The 24,300-nt window shown below is 41.8% G+C and carries 26 protein-coding genes; 6 read left to right on the top strand and 20 right to left on the bottom strand.

All coding sequences use genetic code 11. From position 1 onward, the window contains the following. Nucleotides 1–762: a ParA family protein gene (locus tag DWY79_RS07275; RefSeq protein WP_122369100.1), complete on the bottom strand. Its 762-nt coding sequence runs from the start codon at nucleotides 760–762 to the stop codon at nucleotides 1–3. After that, nucleotides 759–1,136, bottom strand: coding sequence for a hypothetical protein (locus DWY79_RS07270; protein ID WP_117981711.1), 378 nt, complete (start codon nucleotides 1,134–1,136; stop codon nucleotides 759–761). Before DWY79_RS07270 ends, DWY79_RS07275 begins: the two co-directional genes overlap by 4 nt. Before the next feature lie 358 nt (nucleotides 1,137–1,494). Between DWY79_RS07270 and mobA the strand changes: the two genes are divergently transcribed. From mobA to DWY79_RS07235, 6 genes are all read left to right on the top strand, one after another. Further along, nucleotides 1,495–1,932 (top strand): conjugal transfer protein MobA, encoded by a 438-nt coding sequence (mobA, locus tag DWY79_RS07260; protein ID WP_007216065.1) that lies wholly within the window; start codon nucleotides 1,495–1,497, stop codon nucleotides 1,930–1,932. Continuing rightward, complete coding sequence (gene mobB, locus DWY79_RS07255; RefSeq protein WP_011107110.1) at nucleotides 1,917–3,155, top strand: conjugal transfer protein MobB; 1,239 nt, start codon at nucleotides 1,917–1,919, stop codon at nucleotides 3,153–3,155. Before mobA ends, mobB begins: the two co-directional genes overlap by 16 nt. 20 nt (nucleotides 3,156–3,175) lie before the next feature. Then, nucleotides 3,176–5,185, top strand: coding sequence for a conjugal transfer protein MobC (gene mobC, locus DWY79_RS07250; protein WP_122369098.1), 2,010 nt, complete (start codon nucleotides 3,176–3,178; stop codon nucleotides 5,183–5,185). 173 nt (nucleotides 5,186–5,358) lie between these two features. Then, nucleotides 5,359–6,894, top strand: a complete 1,536-nt coding sequence (locus DWY79_RS07245) for a DUF3945 domain-containing protein (RefSeq protein WP_122369097.1) — start codon at nucleotides 5,359–5,361, stop codon at nucleotides 6,892–6,894. After that, nucleotides 6,891–7,079, top strand: coding sequence for a hypothetical protein (locus DWY79_RS07240; RefSeq protein ID WP_011107113.1), 189 nt, complete (start codon nucleotides 6,891–6,893; stop codon nucleotides 7,077–7,079). Before DWY79_RS07245 ends, DWY79_RS07240 begins: the two co-directional genes overlap by 4 nt. Then, the gene (locus DWY79_RS07235; RefSeq protein WP_122369096.1) at nucleotides 7,076–9,157 is read left to right on the top strand and encodes a type IA DNA topoisomerase; all 2,082 of its coding nucleotides are present in this window, start codon (nucleotides 7,076–7,078) and stop codon (nucleotides 9,155–9,157) included. Before DWY79_RS07240 ends, DWY79_RS07235 begins: the two co-directional genes overlap by 4 nt. A gap of 105 nt (nucleotides 9,158–9,262) precedes the next feature. On the opposite strand, the gene DWY79_RS07230 is transcribed toward DWY79_RS07235, so the two are convergent. The 18 genes from DWY79_RS07230 to DWY79_RS07145 form a co-directional block, all read right to left on the bottom strand. Beyond that, on the bottom strand, nucleotides 9,263–9,784 hold the full coding sequence (locus DWY79_RS07230) for a dihydrofolate reductase family protein (protein ID WP_015532708.1): 522 nt from the start codon (nucleotides 9,782–9,784) through the stop codon (nucleotides 9,263–9,265). A 374-nt stretch (nucleotides 9,785–10,158) separates the two neighbouring features. Then, a complete protein-coding gene (locus DWY79_RS07225; protein WP_005926255.1) occupies nucleotides 10,159–10,437 on the bottom strand; it encodes a helix-turn-helix domain-containing protein in 279 nt (92 codons plus the stop codon). A gap of 12 nt (nucleotides 10,438–10,449) precedes the next feature. After that, on the bottom strand, nucleotides 10,450–12,492 hold the full coding sequence (locus DWY79_RS07220; protein WP_105100239.1) for a bifunctional DNA primase/helicase: 2,043 nt from the start codon (nucleotides 12,490–12,492) through the stop codon (nucleotides 10,450–10,452). Beyond that, nucleotides 12,455–12,814 carry a helix-turn-helix domain-containing protein gene (locus tag DWY79_RS07215; RefSeq protein ID WP_011107117.1) on the bottom strand — a complete coding sequence of 120 codons (360 nt, stop codon included), beginning with the start codon at nucleotides 12,812–12,814 and terminating at the stop codon, nucleotides 12,455–12,457. The genes DWY79_RS07220 and DWY79_RS07215 overlap by 38 nt, the downstream gene beginning before the upstream one ends. A gap of 210 nt (nucleotides 12,815–13,024) precedes the next feature. Then, nucleotides 13,025–13,885, bottom strand: a complete 861-nt coding sequence (locus DWY79_RS07210) for an RteC domain-containing protein (protein WP_011107118.1) — start codon at nucleotides 13,883–13,885, stop codon at nucleotides 13,025–13,027. 167 nt (nucleotides 13,886–14,052) lie between these two features. Further along, the gene (locus tag DWY79_RS07205) at nucleotides 14,053–14,256 is read right to left on the bottom strand and encodes a hypothetical protein (RefSeq protein ID WP_015532707.1); all 204 of its coding nucleotides are present in this window, start codon (nucleotides 14,254–14,256) and stop codon (nucleotides 14,053–14,055) included. Nucleotides 14,257–14,281: 25 nt separating this feature from the next. Beyond that, nucleotides 14,282–15,187 carry a permease gene (locus DWY79_RS07200; protein WP_011107120.1) on the bottom strand — a complete coding sequence of 302 codons (906 nt, stop codon included), beginning with the start codon at nucleotides 15,185–15,187 and terminating at the stop codon, nucleotides 14,282–14,284. A gap of 25 nt (nucleotides 15,188–15,212) precedes the next feature. After that, nucleotides 15,213–15,713 carry a hypothetical protein gene (locus DWY79_RS07195; RefSeq protein ID WP_011107121.1) on the bottom strand — a complete coding sequence of 167 codons (501 nt, stop codon included), beginning with the start codon at nucleotides 15,711–15,713 and terminating at the stop codon, nucleotides 15,213–15,215. Nucleotides 15,714–15,715: 2 nt separating this feature from the next. Then, a complete protein-coding gene (arsB, locus tag DWY79_RS07190; RefSeq protein ID WP_011107122.1) occupies nucleotides 15,716–16,762 on the bottom strand; it encodes an ACR3 family arsenite efflux transporter in 1,047 nt (348 codons plus the stop codon). A 12-nt stretch (nucleotides 16,763–16,774) separates the two neighbouring features. Further along, a complete protein-coding gene (locus DWY79_RS07185) occupies nucleotides 16,775–17,203 on the bottom strand; it encodes an arsenate reductase ArsC (protein WP_011107123.1) in 429 nt (142 codons plus the stop codon). A gap of 4 nt (nucleotides 17,204–17,207) precedes the next feature. Next, the gene (arsA, locus tag DWY79_RS07180) at nucleotides 17,208–18,920 is read right to left on the bottom strand and encodes an arsenical pump-driving ATPase (RefSeq protein WP_011107124.1); all 1,713 of its coding nucleotides are present in this window, start codon (nucleotides 18,918–18,920) and stop codon (nucleotides 17,208–17,210) included. A gap of 27 nt (nucleotides 18,921–18,947) precedes the next feature. Continuing rightward, the gene (arsD, locus tag DWY79_RS07175; protein ID WP_011107125.1) at nucleotides 18,948–19,274 is read right to left on the bottom strand and encodes an arsenite efflux transporter metallochaperone ArsD; all 327 of its coding nucleotides are present in this window, start codon (nucleotides 19,272–19,274) and stop codon (nucleotides 18,948–18,950) included. A gap of 33 nt (nucleotides 19,275–19,307) precedes the next feature. Then, nucleotides 19,308–20,015 (bottom strand): aromatic aminobenezylarsenical efflux permease ArsG family transporter, encoded by a 708-nt coding sequence (locus DWY79_RS07170; RefSeq protein WP_011107126.1) that lies wholly within the window; start codon nucleotides 20,013–20,015, stop codon nucleotides 19,308–19,310. Between the two features lies 1 nt (nucleotide 20,016). Further along, nucleotides 20,017–20,460 (bottom strand): nitrophenyl compound nitroreductase subunit ArsF family protein, encoded by a 444-nt coding sequence (locus tag DWY79_RS07165; protein ID WP_004292399.1) that lies wholly within the window; start codon nucleotides 20,458–20,460, stop codon nucleotides 20,017–20,019. Between the two features lie 10 nt (nucleotides 20,461–20,470). Continuing rightward, entirely contained in the window at nucleotides 20,471–20,704 is a 234-nt protein-coding gene (locus DWY79_RS07160) for a thioredoxin family protein (RefSeq protein WP_004292400.1), read from the bottom strand. A 77-nt stretch (nucleotides 20,705–20,781) separates the two neighbouring features. Beyond that, nucleotides 20,782–21,108: a helix-turn-helix transcriptional regulator gene (locus DWY79_RS07155; protein ID WP_118195647.1), complete on the bottom strand. Its 327-nt coding sequence runs from the start codon at nucleotides 21,106–21,108 to the stop codon at nucleotides 20,782–20,784. A 365-nt stretch (nucleotides 21,109–21,473) separates the two neighbouring features. Next, nucleotides 21,474–21,995: a GNAT family N-acetyltransferase gene (locus DWY79_RS07150; protein ID WP_005856094.1), complete on the bottom strand. Its 522-nt coding sequence runs from the start codon at nucleotides 21,993–21,995 to the stop codon at nucleotides 21,474–21,476. A gap of 41 nt (nucleotides 21,996–22,036) precedes the next feature. Beyond that, entirely contained in the window at nucleotides 22,037–24,235 is a 2,199-nt protein-coding gene (locus DWY79_RS07145; protein ID WP_122369095.1) for a tetratricopeptide repeat protein, read from the bottom strand. Nucleotides 24,236–24,300 lie beyond the last annotated feature (65 nt).

The raw sequence follows: 24,300 nt of genomic DNA, 5'->3' as shown, positions 1-24,300 counted from the left end.
TTACAATTTAATAAGGTATGCGATTTCGGTTATCAGTTCTTCCATGTTGCTGCCCTTTACCAGCCGTTTGTCCGCCGGGAACAGCGTAGAACGGAACACGGTTTTACGCTGTGCGTCCAGTTCCTTTTTAAACCTTTTGGTGTCCGGGATAAATACTTTCATAAGGGGTAATTCCAGTTCCCCGATGGTCTGTTCATACAGGGTGTACAGGTCTGTTTTTTCCCGCCCATCTACCATGTTCCAAAACAGGTGCAGCCCTTTCAGTCGGCACGCTTCATTCCTTACCAGCAGTTTGTCGATAGCCACCGCAAAGGAAAGGCTACTTTCCAATACCACCCGGTCGGCGGCTATGGGAGTGAAAATATAATCCACTCCTGAAAGGGAGTTTATAACACCCTCACTGTTCACCGTTCCGGGCAGGTCGAAAAAGACCACATCATAATCCATCCCGGCAGACGCAAGATATTCATCCGCCGTTTTAATCGCTTCGTCCGGTGAACTGCAAAGCACCGGGTAGGCTTTCTTTCCCAGTGTCTTGAACTGGTGAAAGGCAAGCTGTTTGTAATACTCATCGCCGTTTACCTGTTCGGCATCCCGTTTGCGCATGGCGGAAATAGAATGTTGTGGGTAGTCACAATCCACGACCGCCACGTTATACTCTTTGAGGTAATACAGGTAACTTGCCACCAAGACGGTGAATGTTGTTTTGCCGACCCCGCCCTTTTGGGTGGAGAAAGCCACATACAAGGTTTCTTTCTTCATTGTAATAATTCTTTTTTGTGATACATCTTTATTTCATTCCATCCGTACAGATTGACGGATGGTTTTCTTTCGTGCCATGTTGAAAGCTCAAAAGCCGGAATGACTTCTTTTTCTCTTTCCTTGTTTCTTGCTATCTTTCTACAAAGGCAGGTTGTTTTCTTCCTTGCTTTTTTGTTTTCATTCATTCCACAAAGACAGCTTGTTTTCTTTGCAGACCGTTTGCTTTCCCGATTGCAAGCCTGTTTCCTTTCAATCATTCCATCCGGTTTGCTTTCCTGCTTTCTTGAAAGATTGCAATCTTGAAATCTTGTTTTCAAGTTTTCAAAACCGCTTTCTTTCCGTCCGCTTTCCGTTACATATATCCATCTATCCATATTGCTTTCTTTCTGAAATCCGGGACAAATAAACGTAGAAAAACAACCCCTTTTGAAAGGTGTCCTCAAATGTCCCCGTTTGTCCTCATTTGTCCTATAACCCGCTATTTCACAGCATTTTTAATACCCGTTACTTTGCAACCGAAAGGTATCGGTCAGGCTAACCAAGCCCCCGGTGTCGGGAGCGTTCCAATATCCGCTAACTCCAATCCGTCCGTAGGCGGATTTTTATTTGCACTGGCAAATAGCAAGGTGTGTTCTAAGCAGCTTGAAATTCTTTCAGCAGCTTTGAACGCCTTGCCCGGACGAAGCCGGGATAGGGTCACTCCGAAGTCGTAACCCTTTAAAGAAATGAAACATGAAACAGAAAAATGAAAATGCGCCCCGTCCGGGTGGCGCAGGACGAAAGCCCAAAGCAGACCCGGCAGTGTTCCGGTACTCTATCAGCTTCAATGCGATAGACCACGCCCGCTTTTTGGCATTGTTCGACCAGTCGGGTATGCGCACCAAAGCGCATTTTATCACCGCCCGCATCTTTGGCGAACCGTTCAAAGTGATTAAAATCGACAAGGCGGCGGTAGAATATTATACCCGGCTGACCGCTTTATATTCCCAGTACAGGGGTATAGCCGTGAATTATAATCAGGTGGTAAAGGCTCTCAATACCAATTTTTCGGAGAAGAAAGCACTCGCTTTTCTCTATAAACTGGAAAAGGCAACGATAGAACTTGCCGACCTGAACCGCCAAATTATTGAACTGACCCGTGAATTTGAAACAAGATGGTTGCAAAGATAAGCGTAGGCAGTTCCCTGTTCGGTGCACTTTCTTACAACCAAAACAAGGTGGACGAAGAACAGGGAAAGGTACTTTTAAGTAACCGTATGTTTGAAAGTGAGGACGGAAATTTCAGCATCCGGCGTTGTATGGAATGTTTCGATATGCACCTGCCCGCAGACCTGAAAACGGAAAAGCCGATTATCCATATCTCCCTGAACCCGCACCCGGACGATGTACTTTCCGATAGCCAGCTTGCGGATATAGCCAAAGAATATATGGATAAGTTGGGGTACGGCAACCAGCCGTATATGGTTTACAAGCACGAAGATATTGCAAGGCATCATATACATATCGTTTCCATCCGGGTGGATGATACGGGCAAAAAGATAAACGACAAGTTCGAGCATATCCGCAGCAAACAAATCACCCGTGAACTGGAACAGAAGTACGGGCTGCATCCGGCAGAGAAGAAACAGGCAGCCGACCGCCCCGAACTTAAAAAGGTGGACTACCGGGCAGGGGACGTAAAGCACCAGTTATCCAATACGGTGAAAGCCCTTGCCAGCAGCTACCGTTTCCAAAGTTTCACGGAATACAAAGCGTTGCTATCTATATATAATGTACAGGCAGAAGAAGTGAAAGGGGAAGTGAACGGCAAACCCTATAACGGCATTGTCTATTCGGCAACCAATGACAAAGGGGAAAAACAAGGCAACCCGTTCAAATCATCCTCTTTGGGTAAGTCGGTAGGTTACGAAGCCATCCAGCGACACATCAAGAAATCCACAAAAGACATTCAGGACAAGAACCTGAAAGAGCGTACCCGCCGGACGGTCGGCGCAGTGATGAAATCCGCCCATAGCCGTAAGGAACTGGAACAAGAACTGAAAAGGAAAGGTATAGACGTTCTTTTCCGGCAGAACGATACAGGCAGGATATACGGTGTAACATTCATCGACCACGAAAACCGTACCGTCCTGAACGGTTCACGGTTGGGAAAGGACTTTTCCGCCAATGTGTTCAACGACCTGTTTTCCGGCTCCCGTACTTTGTCGGGAAACAGCAAACAGGAAACGCAGGAACAAAAACCGGAATATAACCCGACCGGACATCTTGAAAATACAGGAAAAGCCATTGCGGGACTGTTCAGCCTTTTATCCGGTGGGAATGATACGCCACCTGATAACAGCCAAGTTCCACCACCCAAGAAGAAAAAGAAGAAGAAACAAAGACGTATTTAATAAATATAAAAATTTCAATTATGCAGAATGAAGATGATTTAAGAGGACTTGCAAAGGTCATGGACTTTATGCGGGCAATCAGTATTTTATTTGTAGTGATAAACATTTACTGGTTTTGTTACCAGTCGTTCCGGCAGTGGGGTATCAATATCGGGGTAGTCGATAAAATCCTGTTGAACTTCCAGCGTACCGCCGGGCTGTTCTCCAATATCCTATATACCAAACTTTTTTCAGTGGTATTCCTTGCGCTTTCCTGTTTGGGTACAAAGGGAGTGAAAGAGGAAAAAATCACATGGAACAAGATTTATGTATTCCTGACAATCGGTTTTATCCTGTTCTTCCTGAACTGGTGGTTATTGGTTTTACCGTTGCCACTGGCGGCAAACACGGCATTGTATATCTTTACCATGACAGCCGGGTATCTTTCGTTATTGGCTGCCGGAGTGTGGATTTCCCGCCTGTTGAAAAATAACCTGATGGATGATGTGTTTAATTTAGAAAATGAAAGTTTCGCACAGGAAACACGCCTGATAGAAAACGAATATTCCGTAAATCTTCGTTCTCGTTTCTACTATAAAAAGAAGTGGAACGATGGATGGATAAACGTTGTAGCAATTTTTCGTGCGTGCATCGTTGTTGGAAATCCGGGCAGTGGGAAGTCTTTTTGTGTCGTAAACCAATTTATCAAACAGCAAATAGAAAAGGGCTTCGCAATGTATCTGTATGACTACAAATTTCCCGACCTTTCGGAGATAGCCTACAATCATTTGCTTAACCATTCGGACGGGTACAAGGTGAAGCCCAAATTTTACATAATCAATTTTGATGACCCACGTAAGAGCCACCGATGTAACCCGATAAATCCGGCGTTTATGACGGACATATCGGACGCATACGAAGCCAGTTACACAATCATGTTAAATTTGAACCGCAGTTGGATAACCAAGCAAGGGGATTTCTTTGTGGAAAGTCCTATTATTTTACTTGCTTCTATAATATGGTTTTTGAAAATATATCAGGGTGGAAAGTATTGTACATTCCCGCACGCCATTGAATTTCTGAACAAGAAATATGCCGACACGTTTACAATTTTAACCAGTTATCCCGAACTGGAAAACTACCTTTCACCGTTCATGGACGCATGGGAATCCAATGCGCAAGACCAGCTTCAAGGGCAGCTTGCAAGTGCTAAAATCCCACTTTCAAGAATGATTTCACCTGCCCTGTATTGGGTAATGACAGGGGATGATTTTTCACTGGATATAAACAATCCGGAAGAACCTAAAATTTTGGTGGTAGGCAATAATCCCGACCGTCAAAATATCTATTCCTGTGCTTTGGGACTGTATAATTCCCGTATCGTGAAGCTGATAAACAAGAAGCACCAGCTAAAATGTTCCGTAATCATTGACGAGTTACCGACCATCTATTTTCGGGGACTGGATAACCTGATAGCAACGGCACGAAGCAACAAGGTAGCGGTCTGTTTGGGCTTTCAGGATTTCAGCCAGTTACGCCGGGATTATGGGGATAAGGAAAGCAAAGTTATCGAAAATACGGTAGGTAATATTTTTAGCGGTCAGGTGGTTTCTGAAACGGCAAAAACGCTTTCAGACCGTTTCGGAAAGGTCTTGCAGAAACGCCAAAGCATGACTATCAACCGGAATGATAAATCAACCTCAATCAGTACGCAGATGGATAGTTTGATACCGCCCAGTAAAATATCTAACTTAACGCAGGGTATGTTTGTGGGTGCGGTTAGTGACAACTTCGATGAACGCATCGAGCAAAAAATATTCCATGCGGAAATTGTGGTGGATAACGAGCAAGTGAAACGGGAAACTGCCAACTACAAGAAGCTGCCCCAAATTATAGATTTCAGGGACGAGGACGGGAACGACCGGATGCAGGAAGAAATACAGGCGAACTACAACCGGGTCAAGCAAGAAGTCCAGCAGATTGTCACGGACGAAATGGAACGGATTAAGAACGACCCCAATTTGCAGCACTTAATAAAAACAGAAGAATAGAAGATTTTTCAGACAAACGGCAGCTTTTTACAGGCTGCCGTTTTTATTGGCAGGGACAAATAAGGACAAACAGGGACTAATGAAGCCACCTATTCCCAAAGCCTTAAATATACTCTATTTCATCCTTACTTTTACTTCCGAAAATTTATTTACTCACTAAAATTCAAAACATTATGGATGTAAACACAGCCAGCCAATCCACCACTGACGAACAGATGATGGATATTCTTCTTGTACTGGATAAGGAGAAAAAGACAATCAGCGCAGTAAAAGGCGTAGATGAAAACGGGGAACTCCAAACCGTACCGCCGGAGAACAACAGTGAACTTTTGAAATTCGACCGTCACGGTGATTTCTTTTCCAACTTCTTTTCCAACATGATGAACCAGTTGAAGAACCCGACCCGTTTTAACTTCTTCAAAATCCCAAAGATTGAACTTCCCAAAATCGAGCCGATAATCAGGGATAATTTCAATCATCCGACACCTGAAAACGAAGCGGGCATAGAGCGTTACCGGGTGACACCTGAAACCGTGAAGCAGGAAGCGAAGAAAGAACAACAGGAAACCCAAGCCCAACAACCACAGCAGCCAGCCAAAGAAGCGGGAGCAATGGCGCAAACACCGCAGCAACCCGACAAAAGCAAGTATGTGATTGACCCGGATAAAGTGGACTGGGAAGCCTTGAAGAATTTTGGTCTATCCAAAGAACAGCTTGAAAAGGCAAAGGCTTTAGAACCCATGTTAAGGGGCTACAAGTCGCCCGGAGCGTTTACCATCGCCGGAAACTATAATTCAGCCATTATGAAACTGGACGCACGTTTATCTTTCCGGTACGACAAAGACGGGAATGTAGTTTTGGCGATACACGGCATCCGACAAAAGCCGGAACTTGAACGCCCGTTTTTCGGACATGAATTTTCCAAAGAGGATAAAGCCAATCTTCTTGAAACGGGGAACATGGGACGGATAGTAAACCTGAAAAACTATATCACGGGAGAAATGATACCTTCTTTTGTCAGTGTGGATAAGGTAACGAATGAACTGGTTTCCATGCGTGCAAGCAGTGTTCAAATACCGGATGAAATAAAAGGTGTCAAACTGAACAAGGAACAGAAACAAGCCTTACGGGAGGGAAAAGGCGTATTCCTTGAAAACATGATTTCCAACCGTAAAAATCCCTTTTCCGCAACTGTTCAGGTCAATGCCGACAAGAAAAGTCTGGAATTTATCTATCCCAATGCCAAACAGTCACAGGAGCAAGGGCAGAAACAGACACAGCAGAACAGCCTTGTCACCAGTGACGGTGTAACCATTCCCAAAAGCATTTCAGGAATAGAGTTATCCCGCCAGCAACAGCAGGATTTAGTCAATGACAAAACCATCTTTGTTGCCGGACTGAAAGACAAGCGGGGGGTCGAATATGATGCTTATATTCAGGTGAACCATGATAAGAAGAAGTTAGGCTTTTACAGTGACAATCCCAGCTTTGACCGTTCCGCCGTGAAAGAAATTACCCCCGCCAGCAAGAACCGCACACAGGTAGCGGTCAATTCGGAAGGCAAGACCAACGAAGCCACCAAGAAAGTGAAAGAACCCTTGAAAAAGGGTCAGGACAAGCCCACTGAAAAGCAAAAAACCAAGCAGGATAAAAAGGAGAAGCAGGAGCAGACGGACAAACCCAAACAGAGCAGGGGACGCAAAAGATGATAGCGGTGTTAATCCTTATCCCGGTTGTCGGTTTCGCCCTGTTTACCCTTGTCTGTTACAAAACAGACTGGGAAGCCATAGACGAGCAGAACCGACAATTTTATGTAGATGGCTATCACATCTATTATGACCGGAAAATCCTAAGACAAAAAGAAGTGGAACAATTAAAATCAAAATTAGAATGATTGCAGTAATCGGAGAAAAACCAAGCGTGGCAAGGGACATTGCCCGTATTTTAGGAGCGAGTGAAAAACAGGATGGCTATCTTTCAGGTAACGGGTATCTCGTTACCTGGGCGTTCGGCCATCTTGTCGGTTTGGCAATGCCGGAAGCATATGGCATACAGAGTTTCCGCCGGGAAAGTCTGCCTATTATCCCGGATAGTTTTCAACTTACACCCCGACAAGTGAAAGCGGAAAAAGTGTACAAGGCAGACCCCGGCGCATTGAAACAACTAAAAGTAATCAAAGACGTATTCGACCAGTCGGATAAGATAATTGTCGCTACCGATGCAGGGAGAGAGGGAGAACTCATATTTAGATATATTTACAATTACATTGGATGCAACAAGCCCTTTGTCCGTTTATGGATAAGCAGCCTTACCGACAAGTCAATCCGTGAGGGACTGCAAAACCTGAAAGCCGGTAGCCTGTATGATAACCTTTTCCTTTCGGCACAGGCACGCAGCGAAGCGGATTATTTAATTGGAATTAATGGTACACAGGCTTTAAGTGTGGCAGCCGGACAAGGCATTTTTTCTTTGGGACGGGTACAGTCGCCCACGTTGGCAATGATATGTACCCGCTTTTTGGAGAACAAGAACTTTGTCCCACAAAAGTATTGGCAACTGAAATTACAGGCGGCAAAAGACAATGTTTCCTTTGCTGCACTGTCCACAGACAAATACGATAAGCAGCAGCCCGCCATCGACACGCTGCAAAGGATAAAGGAAGCGGAAACAGTACAGGTGAAAACCGTAGAGCGTAAGGAAGTGAACCAAGAACCGCCGTTGCTCTATGATTTAACCACGCTCCAAAAAGAAGCGAATACCAAACTGAACTTTTCCGCAGACAAAACCCTATCCATCGCACAAAAGTTATACGAGGGTAAACTAATCAGCTACCCCCGAACCGGAAGCCGTTATATCTCACAGGACGTGTTCGAGGAAATCCCGGAACGTCTTGTCAATTTGGAACAGTACACCCGTTTTGGCGGATATGCCGCCGGGATGAAAGGCAAAGCCTTAAATTCCCGTTCCGTGAACGATGGCAAGGTAACAGACCATCACGCCCTGATAGTGACTGAAAACCTGCCCGACAAGATGGAAGCGGACGAACAGGCAATCTACGAACTGATAGCCGGACGGATGTTGGAAGCCTTTTCTGAAAAATGCGTCAAAGACGTTACCAGTGTAACGCTGGAATGTGCAGGGTCGCTTTTCACGGTCAAAGGGTCTGTAATCAAGTCCGCCGGATGGCGTGCCGTATTCGGCGAGAAAGAGGACGGAGAAGATAACGCCGCTTTGCCAGCCATGCAGGACGGAGATAGTTTACCGCTTTCCGGCATTGAATTACTGGAGAAACAGACCAAGCCCAAGCCGTTACACACGGAAAGCAGTTTGCTTTCTTCGATGGAAACAGCAGGTAAGGAACTGGAAAACGCCGACCTGAAAGCCAGCATGAAAGATACGGGTATCGGCACGCCCGCAACACGGGCAGCCATCATCGAGACGCTGTTTTCCCGCCAGTATATCGTCCGGGAGAAAAAGAACCTTGTCCCTACCGAGAAAGGTCTTGCCGTTTACAACATCATCCGGGACAAGAAGATAGCAGACGTTGAAATGACGGGAATGTGGGAAAATACGCTTGCCAAAATAGAAAGCGGGGAAATGAACCCCGACACGTTCCGCAAAGGCATCGAAGTGTATGCACGGCAAATCACGGCTGAACTTTTGGATGTTCAACTTTCTTTCGTTTCGGGCAGTGGTTGTATCTGCCCGAAATGCAAGACCGGGCGCATCCTTTTCTATCCGAAAGTCGCCAAATGTTCCAATGTGGATTGTTCCGTTACCATCTTCCGCAACAAGAGCGACAAGCAGCTAACGGACAAACAGATTACCGAACTGGTGACTACCGGGAAAACCGGGCTAATCAAAGGCTTTAAAAGCAAGAACGGCAAAGTCTTTGACGCTTCACTTGCCTTTGACGGGCAGTTTAATGTTACTTTCGTGTTCCCTGAAAAGAAAGGCAAACCGAAGAAATAAGACGAAAATCGTTATATTTGCCACAGAAAGTTTCATTATAGATAGATTTATAATTGAAATTTTTGTGGTTGAAGCACCCGGAGGGACACCGGGTGCTTTTTTAAATCATTCTCCTTTATACTGGTAGGTCAGGTAAACGACCTGATTGTCTATCACCCGGTGTCCGGTCAGTTCCCACTTCGACCCGAAAGTCTTTCCTATAAACTTGATACCGTCCCCAAGCATGACCGGAACGATATACAGCGTTATTTCATCCAGCAGGGACGCTTCAATCAGCGAGGTTATAAACTTACCGCCGCCAATGACCTGAATATCGGTTTCCGAACTTGATTTAAGTTCATTGATTGCCCGTAAGGGTATATCGGTAAGAAAGGTTACATTCTCCTTTTTCGTCACATTGGTGTCGTAGTGGGACACTACAAAAGTCTTTTTACTTTTGTACGGCCATCCGCCCCAACGTTTAAAAATCATGTTATAGGTATTCACTCCGGCAAGAAATATACCGGGTTGTTCATAAGCTGCCGAAATTTCCTTTTTAACGTTTTCCGGCATCCAGTCCAAATCATTATCTTTTCGGGCAATGAAGCCATCGAGAGATACAGCAATACAAGTTTTTAAATGTTTCATAAGTTGGTATCAAACAGTTTTTAGTTATAAACTGTTCGCCAGTACGTCTAAAAAAAGCGTGAACTCACACTATTCCAACGTAGAGGCACTGGTACGCCTAAGAGAAGAAACAGGCAAGCCCACGCTATACAGAAGTATAGCATGAACATTGCGCATAAATCTCTTCTCTTTGAAAATTACCAGTTTTCTACGTTGAGACGTTCTGCGAACGCTATGTTATATATAAAAGCAATCGGCTTTTCAACCTATGCTGTTATTGTCTTATGAAACTGTTGCAAATATACAGAAAGTCCCGGATATACCCGAACAGGAAAAAGAAAATCCTGTTTTATCTCACGACAAAACAGGATTAAAAGCTATTAGAAAAGAAAAAATTAGTCGGTTTTTTCACGGATTAACTTGTGTACGTCCGTGGCACGGTAATAACATCTACCATCCAACATAAGGAAAGGGAGTATTCCTTTTTTTCGATAACGGGTCAGTGTTCGAGGGGCTACTTTCAGAAGCAAGCATAAATCCTGATTATCCAGCAGTTCTTCACCATCCAAACAATTACGTCCTTTTATCACCCGGTCTATTTTCTTGTCCTGCATATCGAACCTATCCATGATACGCTCCATCCATGCGGTAAAATCGTCTTTATCTATATACATAAGGCTACCTGATTAAATTAAACCAATCATAAAATAACTTTGGTTGGACGGGTCTTTAATGATAATATCCCGTTCCCGCATGAAACGAACATAGCTTTTGGCAGTACGTTCTTTCACGTCCAAAACCTGCTGCAACTGTTCGCACAGGTCTATATAGGTAATATGTGTCTGCCGTCCAAAAATATCACGGGCAACGCATACCAGTTCCTTTTCCTTGCGTTTCTCTTTTTCCTCTCGTGGCTTTTCCCCTTTATAAAGGTGCATCCCGGCTGCTTTGTCCCAAGCAAAAAGCATCAAAGGAACGTCCAAAGGACTACCGTCACGGACTTTCAGGGCTTTTACCACCGATTGTGTAGGTTCTTCGTCCTTTTCGATGGAAAGGATAGTTGCCGCTTTGCGCTGTAATTCCGAGCCTAAATGCCCCCGGAGCTTCAATCCATTGGGTACGAAATGCAGCACGCAAAGAATACAGGTATTATAAATTCCTGCCAGTCGGTATAGTTCATCTATCACCGCCACACTTTCCGCTTCATCATTGGCACTTTTCACAAGGTCGGCGATACCGTCTATCACTACTAACTGTATGCCCCCATATTGGTAATAGAACTTATCCATACTCTGAACAATGGCGTGCAGACGTTCTTTGCGGGACATCCCCGTCAAACAAAATGCTTTCAGTTCTTCCGGTTTGTCCGGTTGCTTCGCACGTGCTAACAGGTTACTTACATTCTTGAACAGTTGTACTTCGGATTGTTCCGTATCGTAAAGTAATACCGCTTTGCGCTTACTGTTGGCAGTAATCTGTATGCCGAGAGTATCAACTTCCTTATCCGGCTGGCAGATGCAGCCTGCCAACATAGCAGCGATATAATTACTTTTACCTGTTCCCTCGCCACCCGTAATGCCGAACAGGTTTCCTTGTGTCCCCAGTGGAACGTCCCCGGCAGAAATTATCACCTGTGCTTTTGCCGGGGGATTATTGAAGTCTATTTCGCACGATTTAAGCATAATCAATGTATCACTATATAGGTTATCTAAAAATTCGATAAACAATTTCAGGAAATCTTCACGGGTATTCCCCGCTTTAAAATAGTCGGAAATATCCTTTTCTTCTTTCGTGCCGGAAAGCGGTAAAAGCAGCCGTTTTACTGAAAATTCTTCCAACTGTTTTTCCTGTTTGCGTGCGCTTTCCTTTCCCGTTTTATCGGTATCATACAATAAGATGATGTGTTTAAACCGGAAAGTCAGTTTATAAATCAGGGTAGGGGGAACAGTCACCGTTTCACTGTTGAAGCAGATAGCATGGAAACCATGTGCAGCCAATGACATGACATCTTTTTCTCCGCCCGTAATAAACAGTGTATCACCTTTTGCGGGTAGTTGTTCCAATCCGAAACAATAATTATCTCCGAAATTACCCCCATAGAGGAAACGAGTTTTTGAGAATGGACGATACAGTTTTATATATCGTTTACTTTTATATCCGTACATTGGTTCTGTTACGGATGAAGTATAAGTGAATTGTGTTCCATCCGCTGTTACACTCTGAAAATCCCGTAGGGAACAGACCTTGTACAGTTCCAATATTTCCGGTGTGATACCATACTGTTGCCAGTACATCAATTCAGCAAGCGGAAATTTCTGTTCCCTGAACTGGTAAGGTTTGCTTTCCTTCTCAGGTGTTTCTTCCAATATATTATCCACCACACGGCAAGAATTACGGGTAACAGGTATCGGGTTACCTGTTGCCAGTCCTAATCCCAAATCCCGGTCGATGGTTTCCAGTATCTCCACAAAATCCATCGAATTATTGCAGTCCAACCCTTTAAGTTGCCCCACGAAAAAGAAACAATCACCGCTATAATTGTCATTGCCAAAATCTTTCATCTTATATATACCACTTCGGCGGTCGAAATAGATATTACAGGACGCTTTATTATCTTCATAAAGCGGGTTCAAGAAATTTCGACCTATCCGCCAATTACCGGGTACATAGTGCTTGAATACAGATAGCCCGTTACTTGTCCTTTCTAATATTTCTTCTTTCCTTAACATATAGGTGGTGGTTGGTTATCAGGTCTTGAATATTCTCTTTATTGCTCTTTATCAGTCGTTCTTCCAGCATCCGTTTTACTTCGCTTATTTTGTAGAAGTAACGCCCCCGAATATTGGAGTAGGCAATAGTTCCAGCCACTCGCAAACGTTGCAGTGTCTTTTCACTGATTTTCAAAAATGTGCAGACCTCGTAACTATCCACCCAAATTTCATCTTCATTGGTACTTTCCGCTTCCGTGTGATTGAATATGTAATCGGCGATAGCGGTAATTTTGTTGTCTAAATCCTTGTAGGCTTTTGACTCGAATGTTATTATCTCCATTTTGCTAACTAATTGATTTGCTGCAAAGTTGAAGCATTTGAAAAAATAAATCTTCCAACCTCTTTCCAAGTTGGAAGATTTATTTTTTTGAGGATTTTAGCCTAAAAACCATCTGTTTTGAGCTGAAAAGTAAGAAAAAATGGGTGAAAACGGGTAAAAACAAAAACAACCAAGTTGGTAGATACTTGGTTGTTTTTGTGCTTTTGTTTTTTATAAGTTGTCGTCTTCATCCATTTTCTTCAGCAAACACTTTATTAGGTTACTAAGAAATGAAGTCCGGTCTTTCTTCCGGTCTTTTATTGTTATATAAGTCCGATAGTAATCCCCTAAATCAACTTTGAAAGATGCTTCTAAATAAGTCATAATCTCTTTAATATCTGCTTTACCATTATTCAAGACACACGCAGCATAAATAGAATATCCAAGTTCTACTAATGCTATCTTTGGAGCAGTCCATCGAAAAGGGTGTTCAGAAAGAAATGCTCGACTTTCTTCAATGATTATTTGCTTATCTACATAATGTAGCCTTTTATTCAAATAAATGCTAAGCATATCATTTGCTAATATTTGTGCTGCTTTGTGGTCGTAGCAAGTTGAAAATTCCGGGTCACGGTCATAAGGGGTACAATTCGGGCATAGTTTAAAATCAATATGCCCCCTTACAAAATAATGATTATCTAAATGTGTCGCTTTGGAACGGTAATATTGATAGAAGTCTAAATTACTTTCAAAATAGGAGGTCAGTTCATCCAATCTGTCATTGTAGTGCTTCTTTACTACCTCAATGCTACCATTCGGTTTTCTCATTTCAGCGTTATACACATCTGTGAAGTATAATAATCGTCCCAAGACTTCCGGTTTTATATATTTGAAAAAATAAATTTCCTCTTCTTTACTTTCAAACGGATGCTCAATAATAATCGTTCTTAATTCTTCGAGTGATTTTTGTAGGAACTCTACTACTTCAAATATTAAGTCTATTGAAATATTCCAATTATCAATATCTATTTTATCATAGATTACAAGGTCTATGTTCTTTATAAAATTCTCATATTCGATTTCGCTATTCATGTCATATATTCTTCTGTCATTTATATTGCAAATAGAAGTTTATTTTTATATTTTAATATACAATAAATAAATGTAGAAAGTATGTGAGCATACTTCCTACATTAGATAGCCAATTAAAAAATTGTATTAAGTTAGTTTCCTTTCAAACAGAATATTGATGAATGATTTTAGCCACAGCATCCGCAAGAGTTACCTTGATTTTCACTCGTATCATTCTTTTCTGATACTTTGGTTTCGTCCTTTTTCAAATTCTCTGACGGATTTCCATCTTCTTCTACTTCCTCTATTTGCACTCCGCAACTACATTTACAAGGTTTCGGAGCAAATAGAGAGGCAAAAAAGCCTTTCTTCTTATCTTCCTTTTCTTCCATAATTGAACTATTTATTTTTAAGTGATTATAAAAACAGGTTAAATACATAACCTGCGATAACTGCCGTTAAAAAGATAACCGCCACTATCATGCCTACCAGTTTTTTCTTGAATATACTGGCAAGCATACTCATTTCGGGAATAGCCATTCCTGCACCACCGATAACGAGGGCAATAACCGCCCCGATGCTCATACCTTTGCCCATCAATGCTATGCCGATGGGGATAGCTGTTTCTGCACGGATATACAGAGGAATACCCAATACGGCAGCCACAGGTATAGCGAGAGGATTGTCTGCACCTGCTATTTTCAACACAAAATCTTGCGGCATATAGCCATAAATGCCAGCACCGAGAGCAACACCTATCAGTAAATATATCATAATAGGTCTAAGGCTCCCCCACGCATTTATAAAAGCAATCTTTATTTTTTGGCGGAAAGGAAGCAACCTTTTGTTTTTAGGCTGTTCGCTGCCTGAACAACAACTGGGTTTCACCCGAACATTTTTCACATACTTTTGTGCGCCTATTTTTTCGAGAACATATCCAAATGCAACGGAACAGATAAAAGCGATGACAAAATAGAAAACCATTGCCTTAAATCCTACCAAAGCTCCCAACATACCTATAATGATAGGATTGAGTAATGGAGAAGCTATCAGAAAGGACATTGTAGAACCAAATGGAACTCCTGCATTTAGAAAACCTACTGTCATAGGAATGGTAGAGCAAGCGCAGAAAGGGGTTAATGCCCCAAATCCGGCAGCTATGACATTGCCCATAATACCCGAACCTGATAGCTTTTTCCGAATCGTTTCTTCCGGGATATACATCAGTATAATTTCTACGGCTGCGCTGATTAACAGAAATAAGGCTATCAACTCAATCGTAATAAATACGAAGTATTGTAATGTGTCTAATAAAGTATTCATAATCTATTGAATTAAAAACTATTTATTAATTAAATGTAGTGTCACAACAGCTTTCTTCCTGTTCAGGTTGTGGCTGTGTTCCGCAACATTTCTTTTCTTCTGGTTGCACTGATTGTGTGTTTGCCGGGCAGCATCCGCCACTTTCATTGCTTTGGACTGTTTGATTTTTATTTCCAATAAACAGAACGAATACAAGTATTGCCACACCTAACCACAAGAAGAATTTTTGGAAAGACTTTGATTTGGAACGTCTTTTCAGATTTGTTTCTGAAACATTCGTTCCACATCCACAAGTTTCTTTTTTGAAATAAACTTGATAAAAGCCAAAGAGTAGGGAGATGATGGCAAAGCCAATAAACCAACCTTTATACTCTGCAAAAAAACTAAGTTGTGACGCTCCAATTCCTAATGTTGCTAATATTCCGGCTAATATAGGTAGCCCACAGCAACTTATTACACCTAATAAAGCAAGTAATGGTGATATTACACTTGCTATCATCGACCAAATTGTTCCTGACTTGCCCATTCTTATTTTACTTTAGGAAACCAACTTCTTGTATTATTGGCTATTTTTACTAACATAAGCATTACTGGAACTTCAACCAATACGCCTACTACGGTAGCCAGTGCAGCACCGGACTGTAAGCCGAAAAGAGAAATAGCCACCGCCACCGCCAACTCAAAGAAGTTACTCGCACCAATCATTCCGGCAGGTGCGGCGACATTGTGGGGTAACTTCCACCACTTTGCCCAACCGTAGGCAACAAAGAATATCAGAACCGTTTGCAGGACAAGCGGGACGGCAATCAAGACAATATGTAACGGATTGTTCAGTATCGTTTCCCCCTGAAACGAAAACAGGATGATAAGCGTTAATAGCAATCCGCCAACCGTATAGTTATCGAACTTGCGGACAAAGACGGTATTGAAATAGTCTATTCCTTTTCGCCGGATAACCGTTACACGGGTTACTATTCCGGCAGAAAGTGGAATGACAACAAACAGTACGACCGAGAGTATAAGCGTGTCCCACGGGATAGAAACGCCACCGACACCCAACAAAAACGCAACGATAGGAGCGAAAGCAACCAATATTATTAAATCATTGACTGCCACTTGCACCAATGTGTAAGCTGCATCCCCTTTGGTTAAATGACTCCATACAAACACCATCGCCGTACAGGGTGCAGCACCTAACAGAACTGCCCCAGCTAAATATTCTTCGGCTAATCCGGCAGGGATTAATGACTTGAAAATAACGTAGAAGAATAGATAAGCTATTCCAAACATGGTGAATGGCTTTATTACCCAGTTCGTCACACAAGTAATGACAATCCCTTTCGGACGTTTGCCTACGTTCTTGATGCTCTGAAAATCTACTTTCAGCATCATGGGATATATCATTAACCAAATCAGGATAGCCACAGGTATAGACACGTTGGCATATTCAAATTTGCTCAATGTTTGCGGTATTGCCGGAAGATATTGTCCGATGGCTATCCCGATAACGATACACAAGGCTACCCAAATAGTCAGGTATCTTTCAAAAAATCCAATTCCTTGTTTCTTTTCCATAATGACTGCCCTTTATTTTAATTGCGGTTTTAATTCTTGCAGGTAAAAATCATAGAAACGCATTCTTATTTCATCCCGTACCCGAAGAAATTCACTATTTATAAACTCCGGTGTCCCGGTCGCTTCTGATGGGTCGTCAAATCCAATGTGCAATCTGTTTTTTACCTTGCCTGTAAACATAGGGCAGCTTTCATTTGCGCCGCCACATACCGTTATCACATAGTCCCATTCGTGCCCTAAATACAGGCTAACGTTTTTAGGGGTATGGTTGGTAAGGTCTATTCCTGTTTCAGACATAACTTTTACCGCCATCGGATTAACCTTTTCAGCAGGTTTTGTTCCTGCTGAAAAGACATCCATGTTTTTATCGAATGACTGTAAGAAACCGTGTGCCATTTGGCTACGGCAACTGTTACCAGTGCAAAGGATTAAAATCTTCATATTCTTATAAGTTTTTCCATTCAATCAGGGCAGTATTGCCCTTTGACAATTCTTCTACTTTCTTAATCCAAGTCAATTCACTTTGCGCTTTTGCTTGCAAAAATGAATTTGCTGTATTTGTCAATGACAAACAGGCATTTACTACCCACCATTTGTTGTTAATCCCGGCACGCTGCAAATCCATTTGTAGGCGTTCTGCTTCAAAAACAGGTGTTGCTTCGGGTAAAGTGACTATTACTACTTCCGTTTCCTGTGGATTGCGTAAACGGGGTAATAAATTGGCTACTGCTCCGGTTACTTCTCCCTGTGTACGTTCTACTTCTTTGTGATAGCTTTGGGTAGCATCCAAAAGCAACAAAGTATGTCCTGTTGGTGCAGTATCAATCACTACGATTTCATTCTCCGCTTTATCTACAATTTCAGCAAAAGCCTTAAATACGGCGATTTCTTGCGTACATGGTGAACGTAAATCTTCCTCTATATATTCCATATCTTCGGCAGTCATGGTTTCGGCAGCTTTGCTACGAACTTCATTCTTGTATTTTTCCAGCACTTCCGCTTCGTCTATATGGCTTACCGTAATACCTGATTTGATGGCAAAATCATAGTTCAGGTGATTTGCCGGGTCAGTAGTGGTAAGATGAACCTTTGCACCGAGCTTTGTTAATTTCAAGGCTATTTCTGTGGCTAAGGTCGTTTTTCCTACGCCACCTTTTCCCATTGTGAACACTACTCGTTTACCGGAAGTATAGAGGTCATTTACCAATTCATCTATACTTTTGCTATCAGTTATCGGCTGATAACGAATTTCATTCGTAATACTATCACTGTATAGCATACGGCGGATATTGGCAATATTGGATAAATTGTAAGAACGCAGAGGAACGCTATACATGGGATATTCAGATAATGCAATAGGCATACTTTGTAACGCCTTTTGCTGCCTGTTATACAGTTGTTGTGAAACATTGTCTGCTTCATCTAATTGCTGTAAAACACCATTTATCACCAATAGCTGATTTTTAATTCCCAATAGTTGTAATTCATGCGAAGAACGGGCAGCTTCTTTCAACGGTGCTATTTCAGGACGGCTTACCAATACTAACCGGGTTGCGCTTGTATCAGACAATGTATCAACCGCCTGTTTATAGATACCTTTCCTTTCTTCCAAGCCTGATAATTGTCCTAAACAAGATGCGCCATGTGTACTTTCACTAATAAATGTACTCCATGCCGATGGAAGCTGCAACATTCGCAATGTGTGTCCGGTAGGTGCTGTATCAAAAATAATGTGGTCGTATTCCTTCGCTTTATCAGCATCGGTGATAAAGTCTGAAAACTCATTAAAGGCAGCGATTTCTACCGTACAAGAGCCTGAAAGTTGTTCTTCCATATTTTGAATAACGCTTTCAGGTAATTGTCCTCTAAAAGGTGCAATCACACTTTCCCTGTACTCTGCTGCTGCCTGTTCAGGGTCAAGGTTTACGACCGTCAGCCCCGGTACTTCTGAAATAGCTGTACCATGTCCGTTTAGGGTTTGATTGAAAACATCTTGCAGGTTAGAAGCCGGGTCTGTACTGATAAGAAGAATTTTCTCCCCTTTATCAGCTAATCCCACTGCCGTAGCGCAAGCAATAGAGGTTTTTCCTACTCCACCTTTTCCTGTGAAGAATAAGTATTTTGTTAGTTCTATATCGGATAAATTAAATGCTTTCATTATTCTGTATATTAATTTGTTCAACGATTATTTAACGGGCATCAAGTCTAAATTAATTCCTGTCCATTCACTCATTTGTTTAGTTGTGGGATAATCTTTAGAAACTGCAATTTCACCATCCACCAAAGTAATAGGCAGTGCTTCTGCACCATTCTTTTGAAGATATTGGTTTACAGTCTTGTTACTTACATAAACTTGCGGTTCGTCCCGCAAATTATGACGGGTAACAACAACACCCTGTCTTTTCAATGTTTCGATAACAACGGCTATCCTCATTAATTCAGGATTAATATTAGTTCCACACAAACCCGTAGGGCAACACATTGCCGGGTCAAAAATTTCTATTGTTTTCATACTGTCTTTTATTTTAATTAATACATTGTTTGTTTATAGATAAAGAATGACCGCATAATAAATTCCTATCGCAATAAAGAGGATGGCAACAATTTTGCGAAACCATTTTTCAAAGATTTGTACTCTGTTATAAAACTTGCCTAATCCGGCAACACTGTACGCCAATATCCAAGCAACAAGGATTACAGGTAGTCCCGTAGCAATAGCATAAATTACAGGTAAAAGATACCCGCCTGTTTCTGCTGCTGCCAAGGGCATAAGCATACCGAAATAGAAAACCCCACTTGTAGGACAAAAGGCGAGAGCAAATAAAACTCCTAATAACATAGCTCCCCAACTGCCTTTTGTTTTCTTCTTTAGACCCTCTCCGCCAATATTGACTTTTGGTATATTCAGTTTTATAATATCAAGCATGAATATTCCGATAATAATTAAAACCGGAGCAATCAACATTTCACCGTATTTACTGACTGCCTTTTGAACCATGAACATACTTGCACCCTCACGAAGAATAGGAATAAGAATGAAACCAAGTGCTGTATAAGTTACTATTCTGCCGAATGTATAAAGCAATCCGTTTATAAATATACGGTGATGGTTCTCTATATCCTTACTGATAAATCCTATTGCCGTTATATTAGTAGCCAAAGGACAAGGGCTAACTGCCGTTAAAGTCCCTAAGATAAAGGCTGTAATAGCAGGAATAGAACTATTGTCTAATAGTGATTGAAGAAAGTCCATCTTACAATGTTTTTAGTAATTCGTCAATCTTGTTTTTTATTCCCTCTTTAAATTTATCCGGTTCATTTCTTGCATTGGAGAAACTAAACTCCGTCATGTTATTTACATTCTCTTTACTGTCTTTCCAGCCATTCACAAACAAAGACGACCATGTAACTTCGTATTTATCTGCAATTTGCTCATTTTCCTTTTTGGATATATCTATCACCTTGAAGATGATTTTACCGTCCGCCTGTTCTTTGGAATAAAGGCTATCTAAAAGAGCTACCGTATTGGCTTCTATTGCCCGGCAGGTTATGCAACGTTGCGCACCGTGAAAATATAGAACTTCAACACGGTTAGTTTGATTTTCTTTTGCTATGCTGGTTTCTGTTTTATTCTTTGAACCATTACCACAGGAAATTAAAACGATTGTTGCAATCAGTAGATAAAATAACTTCTTCATAGTAAATAATTTATTTAGTTATCAATTCTTTCACTTCTGATAAGGATAATCTTTTTCCGGCAGATATGACTTTACCATCAATAACCAAAGCCGGGAGACTTAAAATATTATACTCCATGATTTTTAATAAATCTTCTTCCTTAATTAGAGTTGCATCGCAGCCCAGTTCTGAAATAGCTTGTTTTGTGGTTTCGTACAATGCCTTACAGCTTGAACACCCAGTTCCTAATACTTTGATTTCCATTTTCTATTCAATTATAAAGTTAATATACCAATCGTAATTCGTAGAACTACGAACATTATTCTCAAAAAAAGGTGCTGTTATCCACAGCACGATGTACCCGTACATTTACAATCACCCAAAAATGCAGCAAATAATTTACGGGCAAGTTCCCAATTCTCTCGGTTGATACAATACCGAACTTTTGGTGTTTCTATTTCCCCCTGAATTAACCCTGCATCTTTCAGTTCTTTTAAATGCTGCGAAACGGTTGCTTTAGCAATGGGTAGTACTTCGTGAATATCTCCGAAGAAACAACTTTCTTGTTTAGCTAAGAAACTAAGAATTGCCATTCGTGCCGGGTGACCCATAGCTTTAGCAAAACGAGCCATCTGTTCCTGTTCCTCTGTGTACTGCTTAGTTTTCACTTTTATATCTCCTTTCTTGTTTGTTGTTCGCAAAACTACGAACTATTTTTAAATTGGCAAAATAAAACAGATGATATTTTTTAGATTAAACATTTTTTAGGTGCAAGGTGCAAGTATATATCTATATATATAGCTTGCACCTTGCACCTACATGGAAACATTTATATTCAGGCATTTGCGTAATTCGGAAAAGAGTTGTATCTTTGAACCCGTGAGATAGGCAGACAAACAGCGGACAAAGCCGGACAAAAGCGTTAATAAAAATCGTTACTGTTTCGTTACCTATTTGAAATATTGGAAAATAAAAGACTGATTTATAGGCGGTTGGGCGTTTGGGTTCAGTACCCAGTCTTTCCGCTTGATAACTATGACTTATCCACGCAGAATACTAAATGAAGCATATCGATATTGCGATAATGTTTTATGAAATTTGCGATTTCCCTCATATCGTTTCTTAGTGCTACTTTTTGAGAGGGGATATTTGTGTCCCGTATGATGGAGTATACTTTGTCGAAGTTAAGGATATTGAAGGCGTATTCCTTACAAGCTATGGCGGCCTCGGTAGCATAACCTTTATGCCAGTATTCCGCCCTAAGCAAATAACCGATCTCCGGAACCTGTTGACCGTTGAATTCTTGATAGGTGAGACCACACTGACCGATAAGCTCTCCGCTGCCTTTCTCTATCATCCCCCATAAGCCAAAGCCATCGTTTTGATACCTCCTTAATTGCTTATCAAGCCATTCTTGTACCTCTTTTTTACTGAACGCTCCCTCGTAAGCGTACATTACAATCGGATCTTGTAAAAGCTTACAGATATCATCAAAATCATCTTGTTTTAATTCCCTTAATAGGAGTCGCTTTGTCTTTAGTATCATCTCTTTCATACGATATTTTTTCTTGTCTTCTCAAATTGTTGGATGACTAGTTAGAATATATCGCTCAAGGAATACCGGAGTTGATCCATCATCAACGGCACTTCCGCCTCCTCGATTCCCGCTACAAGAAGATCGGGGATATCTTGATTGAACTGCTCTTGGAACTTCGAGAAATCACCGGACTCTTTCTCCACGGCTTTTTTATAAAAAGCAAGCGCTCCCTTTATATTCTGTAATGCCCATTCCGTATGTCCCGCATTCAAGAAATCTTGGGTGTTGGGTTGATTATCCATGATCTTTTTGTAATAATTACGGGCCTGATCGTATTTACCGGTCAAGAAAGAACACCAAGCGATCGGACGCCAAGCCTTCGTGCTTTTATTGTCCAGATAATCTACCTTGAAATAATATTTCAGCGCCTCATTATAATTCTTGAGTTCAAGATGGCAGTGGCCGATACATATTTGGATCGATAAATCATTCGGATTGAAAGCCTCGTAACGATGATAGTATTTCAACGCTTCTTCCGGTTGCTTTAAGGTACGGTAACAACCGGCGATCCGGCGAATAACCCATTTACTGTCCGGATTGATAAGATCCGCATGTAAATAAGCCTCCAAGGCGCCTTGTATATCGCCATTCATTTGTTTGCAGTAACCGATTTTCTGGAATAAGATATCACTTTCTTGATTTGCGTCGGATAAGCGATTGTAGATCGTGAGCGCGTCGAGGAAGTAATTCTTCCGGAGATAATACTCCGCTATAGTTGTCAAACTTTCCTCATCACTGACGTAAGGCTGCAAAATTGGCAGGTTATGAAAGTCTAGCGCAGATGTAAATATGTCATCAAAATCCAGATGTCCCGGATAAAGTTTGAAGAAACGATACAAGTCCTGTATGTACTGTCCGGATATGATTTCCAGTTTTCCCCGTTTACTGATCAATTCCTCCTTCGTTTGCTGAATCATCTCGGAGGCTTGGCTACCAAATTGTCCCATCATCATTTGACGGGCTTGATCCGGCAATTGCATCATACTGAAATATAAGGAGTATTTATCGGAATTACACATGAATGCCGCAAGAGTCATGGAATCTAGCATGTCCTTTTCCGTTTGATTCTTGCTCAACTGATTGCCAAAAGCGGAATGCTCGGTCGTGAATGGCATGAACCAGTTACCCAGTTCCCGGAAAAAGGGGAAATGCTTTAGGTGCACGAAAGTAGAGTGCATTACGTCCGCGCCTTCTTGTTGCAGTTCGCTGAACTCCTCCATTTTCTTCCCTAAGGAACTGTTCGATAACATATTCTGCCACTCCGGATTCATCTCGTTTCCGAGAAGTTCCGGATTGATATCCTTTAAGTTTATCTTTTGACTGATTTTAGGGCCTAGCTTGATCATCTCCGGAATGATCTCGTCTTGTAGCTTACGGGTGATCTTCTCTGTCTCACGGGCTAGGATAAAACGAAGGGTAATCGTTCGGATCGCTTTCGTGAAATTAGGAAATCCCTCGGATAAAGCCGCTAGTCGATCCGCTATCTGCGGATATAGCGCCGTACGTTTCCTATAGGTATAGAGCGTCAGGAGAATCCCGATCAACGCACGGTAACGAATCTCATCTTCTTGGAGATTGGCCGCATCGAATAATAATAGCAGTTTCTCCTTATCGAAAGCGACTTGCAACCCCAGCATTAATGCCGATACGATTTGGCTACCGATGATAAAAGGCAACTCTTGGTCATTCAATAGGTTCCTGATGGAGGCTATTTCTTCCTTATTGAGAGGATTCGAGGTCCAGATCTTATTGAACAATAGGATCGTGGCGGATTCGATTTGCTGCTGCTCCGTGATGGTTCCGGTCGGAGTCTCTATCTTCACCAGAGAGGCGTTTCTCAAGACCTTGTGGAGCTGGTCATAGTTGGTAAGCTCCTTTTGCATCATTCGCCTACGGCTATAATAGGAGAGAGGCGAATCTACCGATAAGGCCTTGTGCTTCACTATATCCGCGAACTCATAGCTGGATGCGATCAAGTTGTTGTATATTTGGTCTTGCATCGGATCTTTAGCCCCCTCGATCCGGTATCGCAACATATATTTATAAGTATCTTGTAGCTCGTTCAACCTGTCTTGGAATGAGTACTCACGTATTCCCGCTATTAAACCTTGGAGAAAATCGAACGCATTCTTTAGCTCCTTTTCGTCTAATGAACCGATAATTCGGTTGTATGCTTTATTTATTTCTTGTATTGTCATATACTATTAACAACAAATGGTATGCCAAAAGTATAGTATTTAGGCTAAATTTCCTATCTTCGCGT

This window comes from Parabacteroides sp. AF27-14 (assembly GCF_003635425.1).
GTDB classification, from domain to species: domain Bacteria; phylum Bacteroidota; class Bacteroidia; order Bacteroidales; family Tannerellaceae; genus Parabacteroides; species Parabacteroides distasonis.
Note: the sequence above shows the minus strand (reverse complement) of the source record. Positions and strands in the feature narration are given on the sequence as shown.

Coding starts and splice junctions, on each gene's coding strand:
- arsB (WP_011107122.1), bottom strand. CDS start 16,762: ATGGAAAAGAAACAAGGAATTGGATTTTTTGAAAGATACCTGACTATT.
- arsD (WP_011107125.1), bottom strand. CDS start 19,274: ATGAAAACAATAGAAATTTTTGACCCGGCAATGTGTTGCCCTACGGGT.
- DWY79_RS07270 (WP_117981711.1), bottom strand. CDS start 1,136: ATGGATAGATGGATATATGTAACGGAAAGCGGACGGAAAGAAAGCGGT.
- mobA (WP_007216065.1), top strand. CDS start 1,495: ATGAAACAGAAAAATGAAAATGCGCCCCGTCCGGGTGGCGCAGGACGA.
- arsA (WP_011107124.1), bottom strand. CDS start 18,920: ATGAAAGCATTTAATTTATCCGATATAGAACTAACAAAATACTTATTC.
- DWY79_RS07185 (WP_011107123.1), bottom strand. CDS start 17,203: ATGAAGATTTTAATCCTTTGCACTGGTAACAGTTGCCGTAGCCAAATG.
- mobB (WP_011107110.1), top strand. CDS start 1,917: ATGGTTGCAAAGATAAGCGTAGGCAGTTCCCTGTTCGGTGCACTTTCT.
- DWY79_RS07160 (WP_004292400.1), bottom strand. CDS start 20,704: ATGGAAATCAAAGTATTAGGAACTGGGTGTTCAAGCTGTAAGGCATTG.
- DWY79_RS07165 (WP_004292399.1), bottom strand. CDS start 20,460: ATGAAGAAGTTATTTTATCTACTGATTGCAACAATCGTTTTAATTTCC.
- DWY79_RS07235 (WP_122369096.1), top strand. CDS start 7,076: ATGATTGCAGTAATCGGAGAAAAACCAAGCGTGGCAAGGGACATTGCC.
- DWY79_RS07200 (WP_011107120.1), bottom strand. CDS start 15,187: ATGAATACTTTATTAGACACATTACAATACTTCGTATTTATTACGATT.
- DWY79_RS07210 (WP_011107118.1), bottom strand. CDS start 13,885: ATGAATAGCGAAATCGAATATGAGAATTTTATAAAGAACATAGACCTT.
- DWY79_RS07230 (WP_015532708.1), bottom strand. CDS start 9,784: ATGAAACATTTAAAAACTTGTATTGCTGTATCTCTCGATGGCTTCATT.
- DWY79_RS07145 (WP_122369095.1), bottom strand. CDS start 24,235: ATGACAATACAAGAAATAAATAAAGCATACAACCGAATTATCGGTTCA.
- DWY79_RS07245 (WP_122369097.1), top strand. CDS start 5,359: ATGGATGTAAACACAGCCAGCCAATCCACCACTGACGAACAGATGATG.
- DWY79_RS07215 (WP_011107117.1), bottom strand. CDS start 12,814: ATGGAGATAATAACATTCGAGTCAAAAGCCTACAAGGATTTAGACAAC.
- DWY79_RS07225 (WP_005926255.1), bottom strand. CDS start 10,437: ATGTATATAGATAAAGACGATTTTACCGCATGGATGGAGCGTATCATG.
- DWY79_RS07170 (WP_011107126.1), bottom strand. CDS start 20,015: ATGGACTTTCTTCAATCACTATTAGACAATAGTTCTATTCCTGCTATT.
- DWY79_RS07205 (WP_015532707.1), bottom strand. CDS start 14,256: ATGGAAGAAAAGGAAGATAAGAAGAAAGGCTTTTTTGCCTCTCTATTT.
- DWY79_RS07275 (WP_122369100.1), bottom strand. CDS start 762: ATGAAGAAAGAAACCTTGTATGTGGCTTTCTCCACCCAAAAGGGCGGG.
- DWY79_RS07220 (WP_105100239.1), bottom strand. CDS start 12,492: ATGTTAAGGAAAGAAGAAATATTAGAAAGGACAAGTAACGGGCTATCT.
- DWY79_RS07195 (WP_011107121.1), bottom strand. CDS start 15,713: ATGGGCAAGTCAGGAACAATTTGGTCGATGATAGCAAGTGTAATATCA.
- DWY79_RS07240 (WP_011107113.1), top strand. CDS start 6,891: ATGATAGCGGTGTTAATCCTTATCCCGGTTGTCGGTTTCGCCCTGTTT.
- DWY79_RS07150 (WP_005856094.1), bottom strand. CDS start 21,995: ATGAAAGAGATGATACTAAAGACAAAGCGACTCCTATTAAGGGAATTA.
- mobC (WP_122369098.1), top strand. CDS start 3,176: ATGCAGAATGAAGATGATTTAAGAGGACTTGCAAAGGTCATGGACTTT.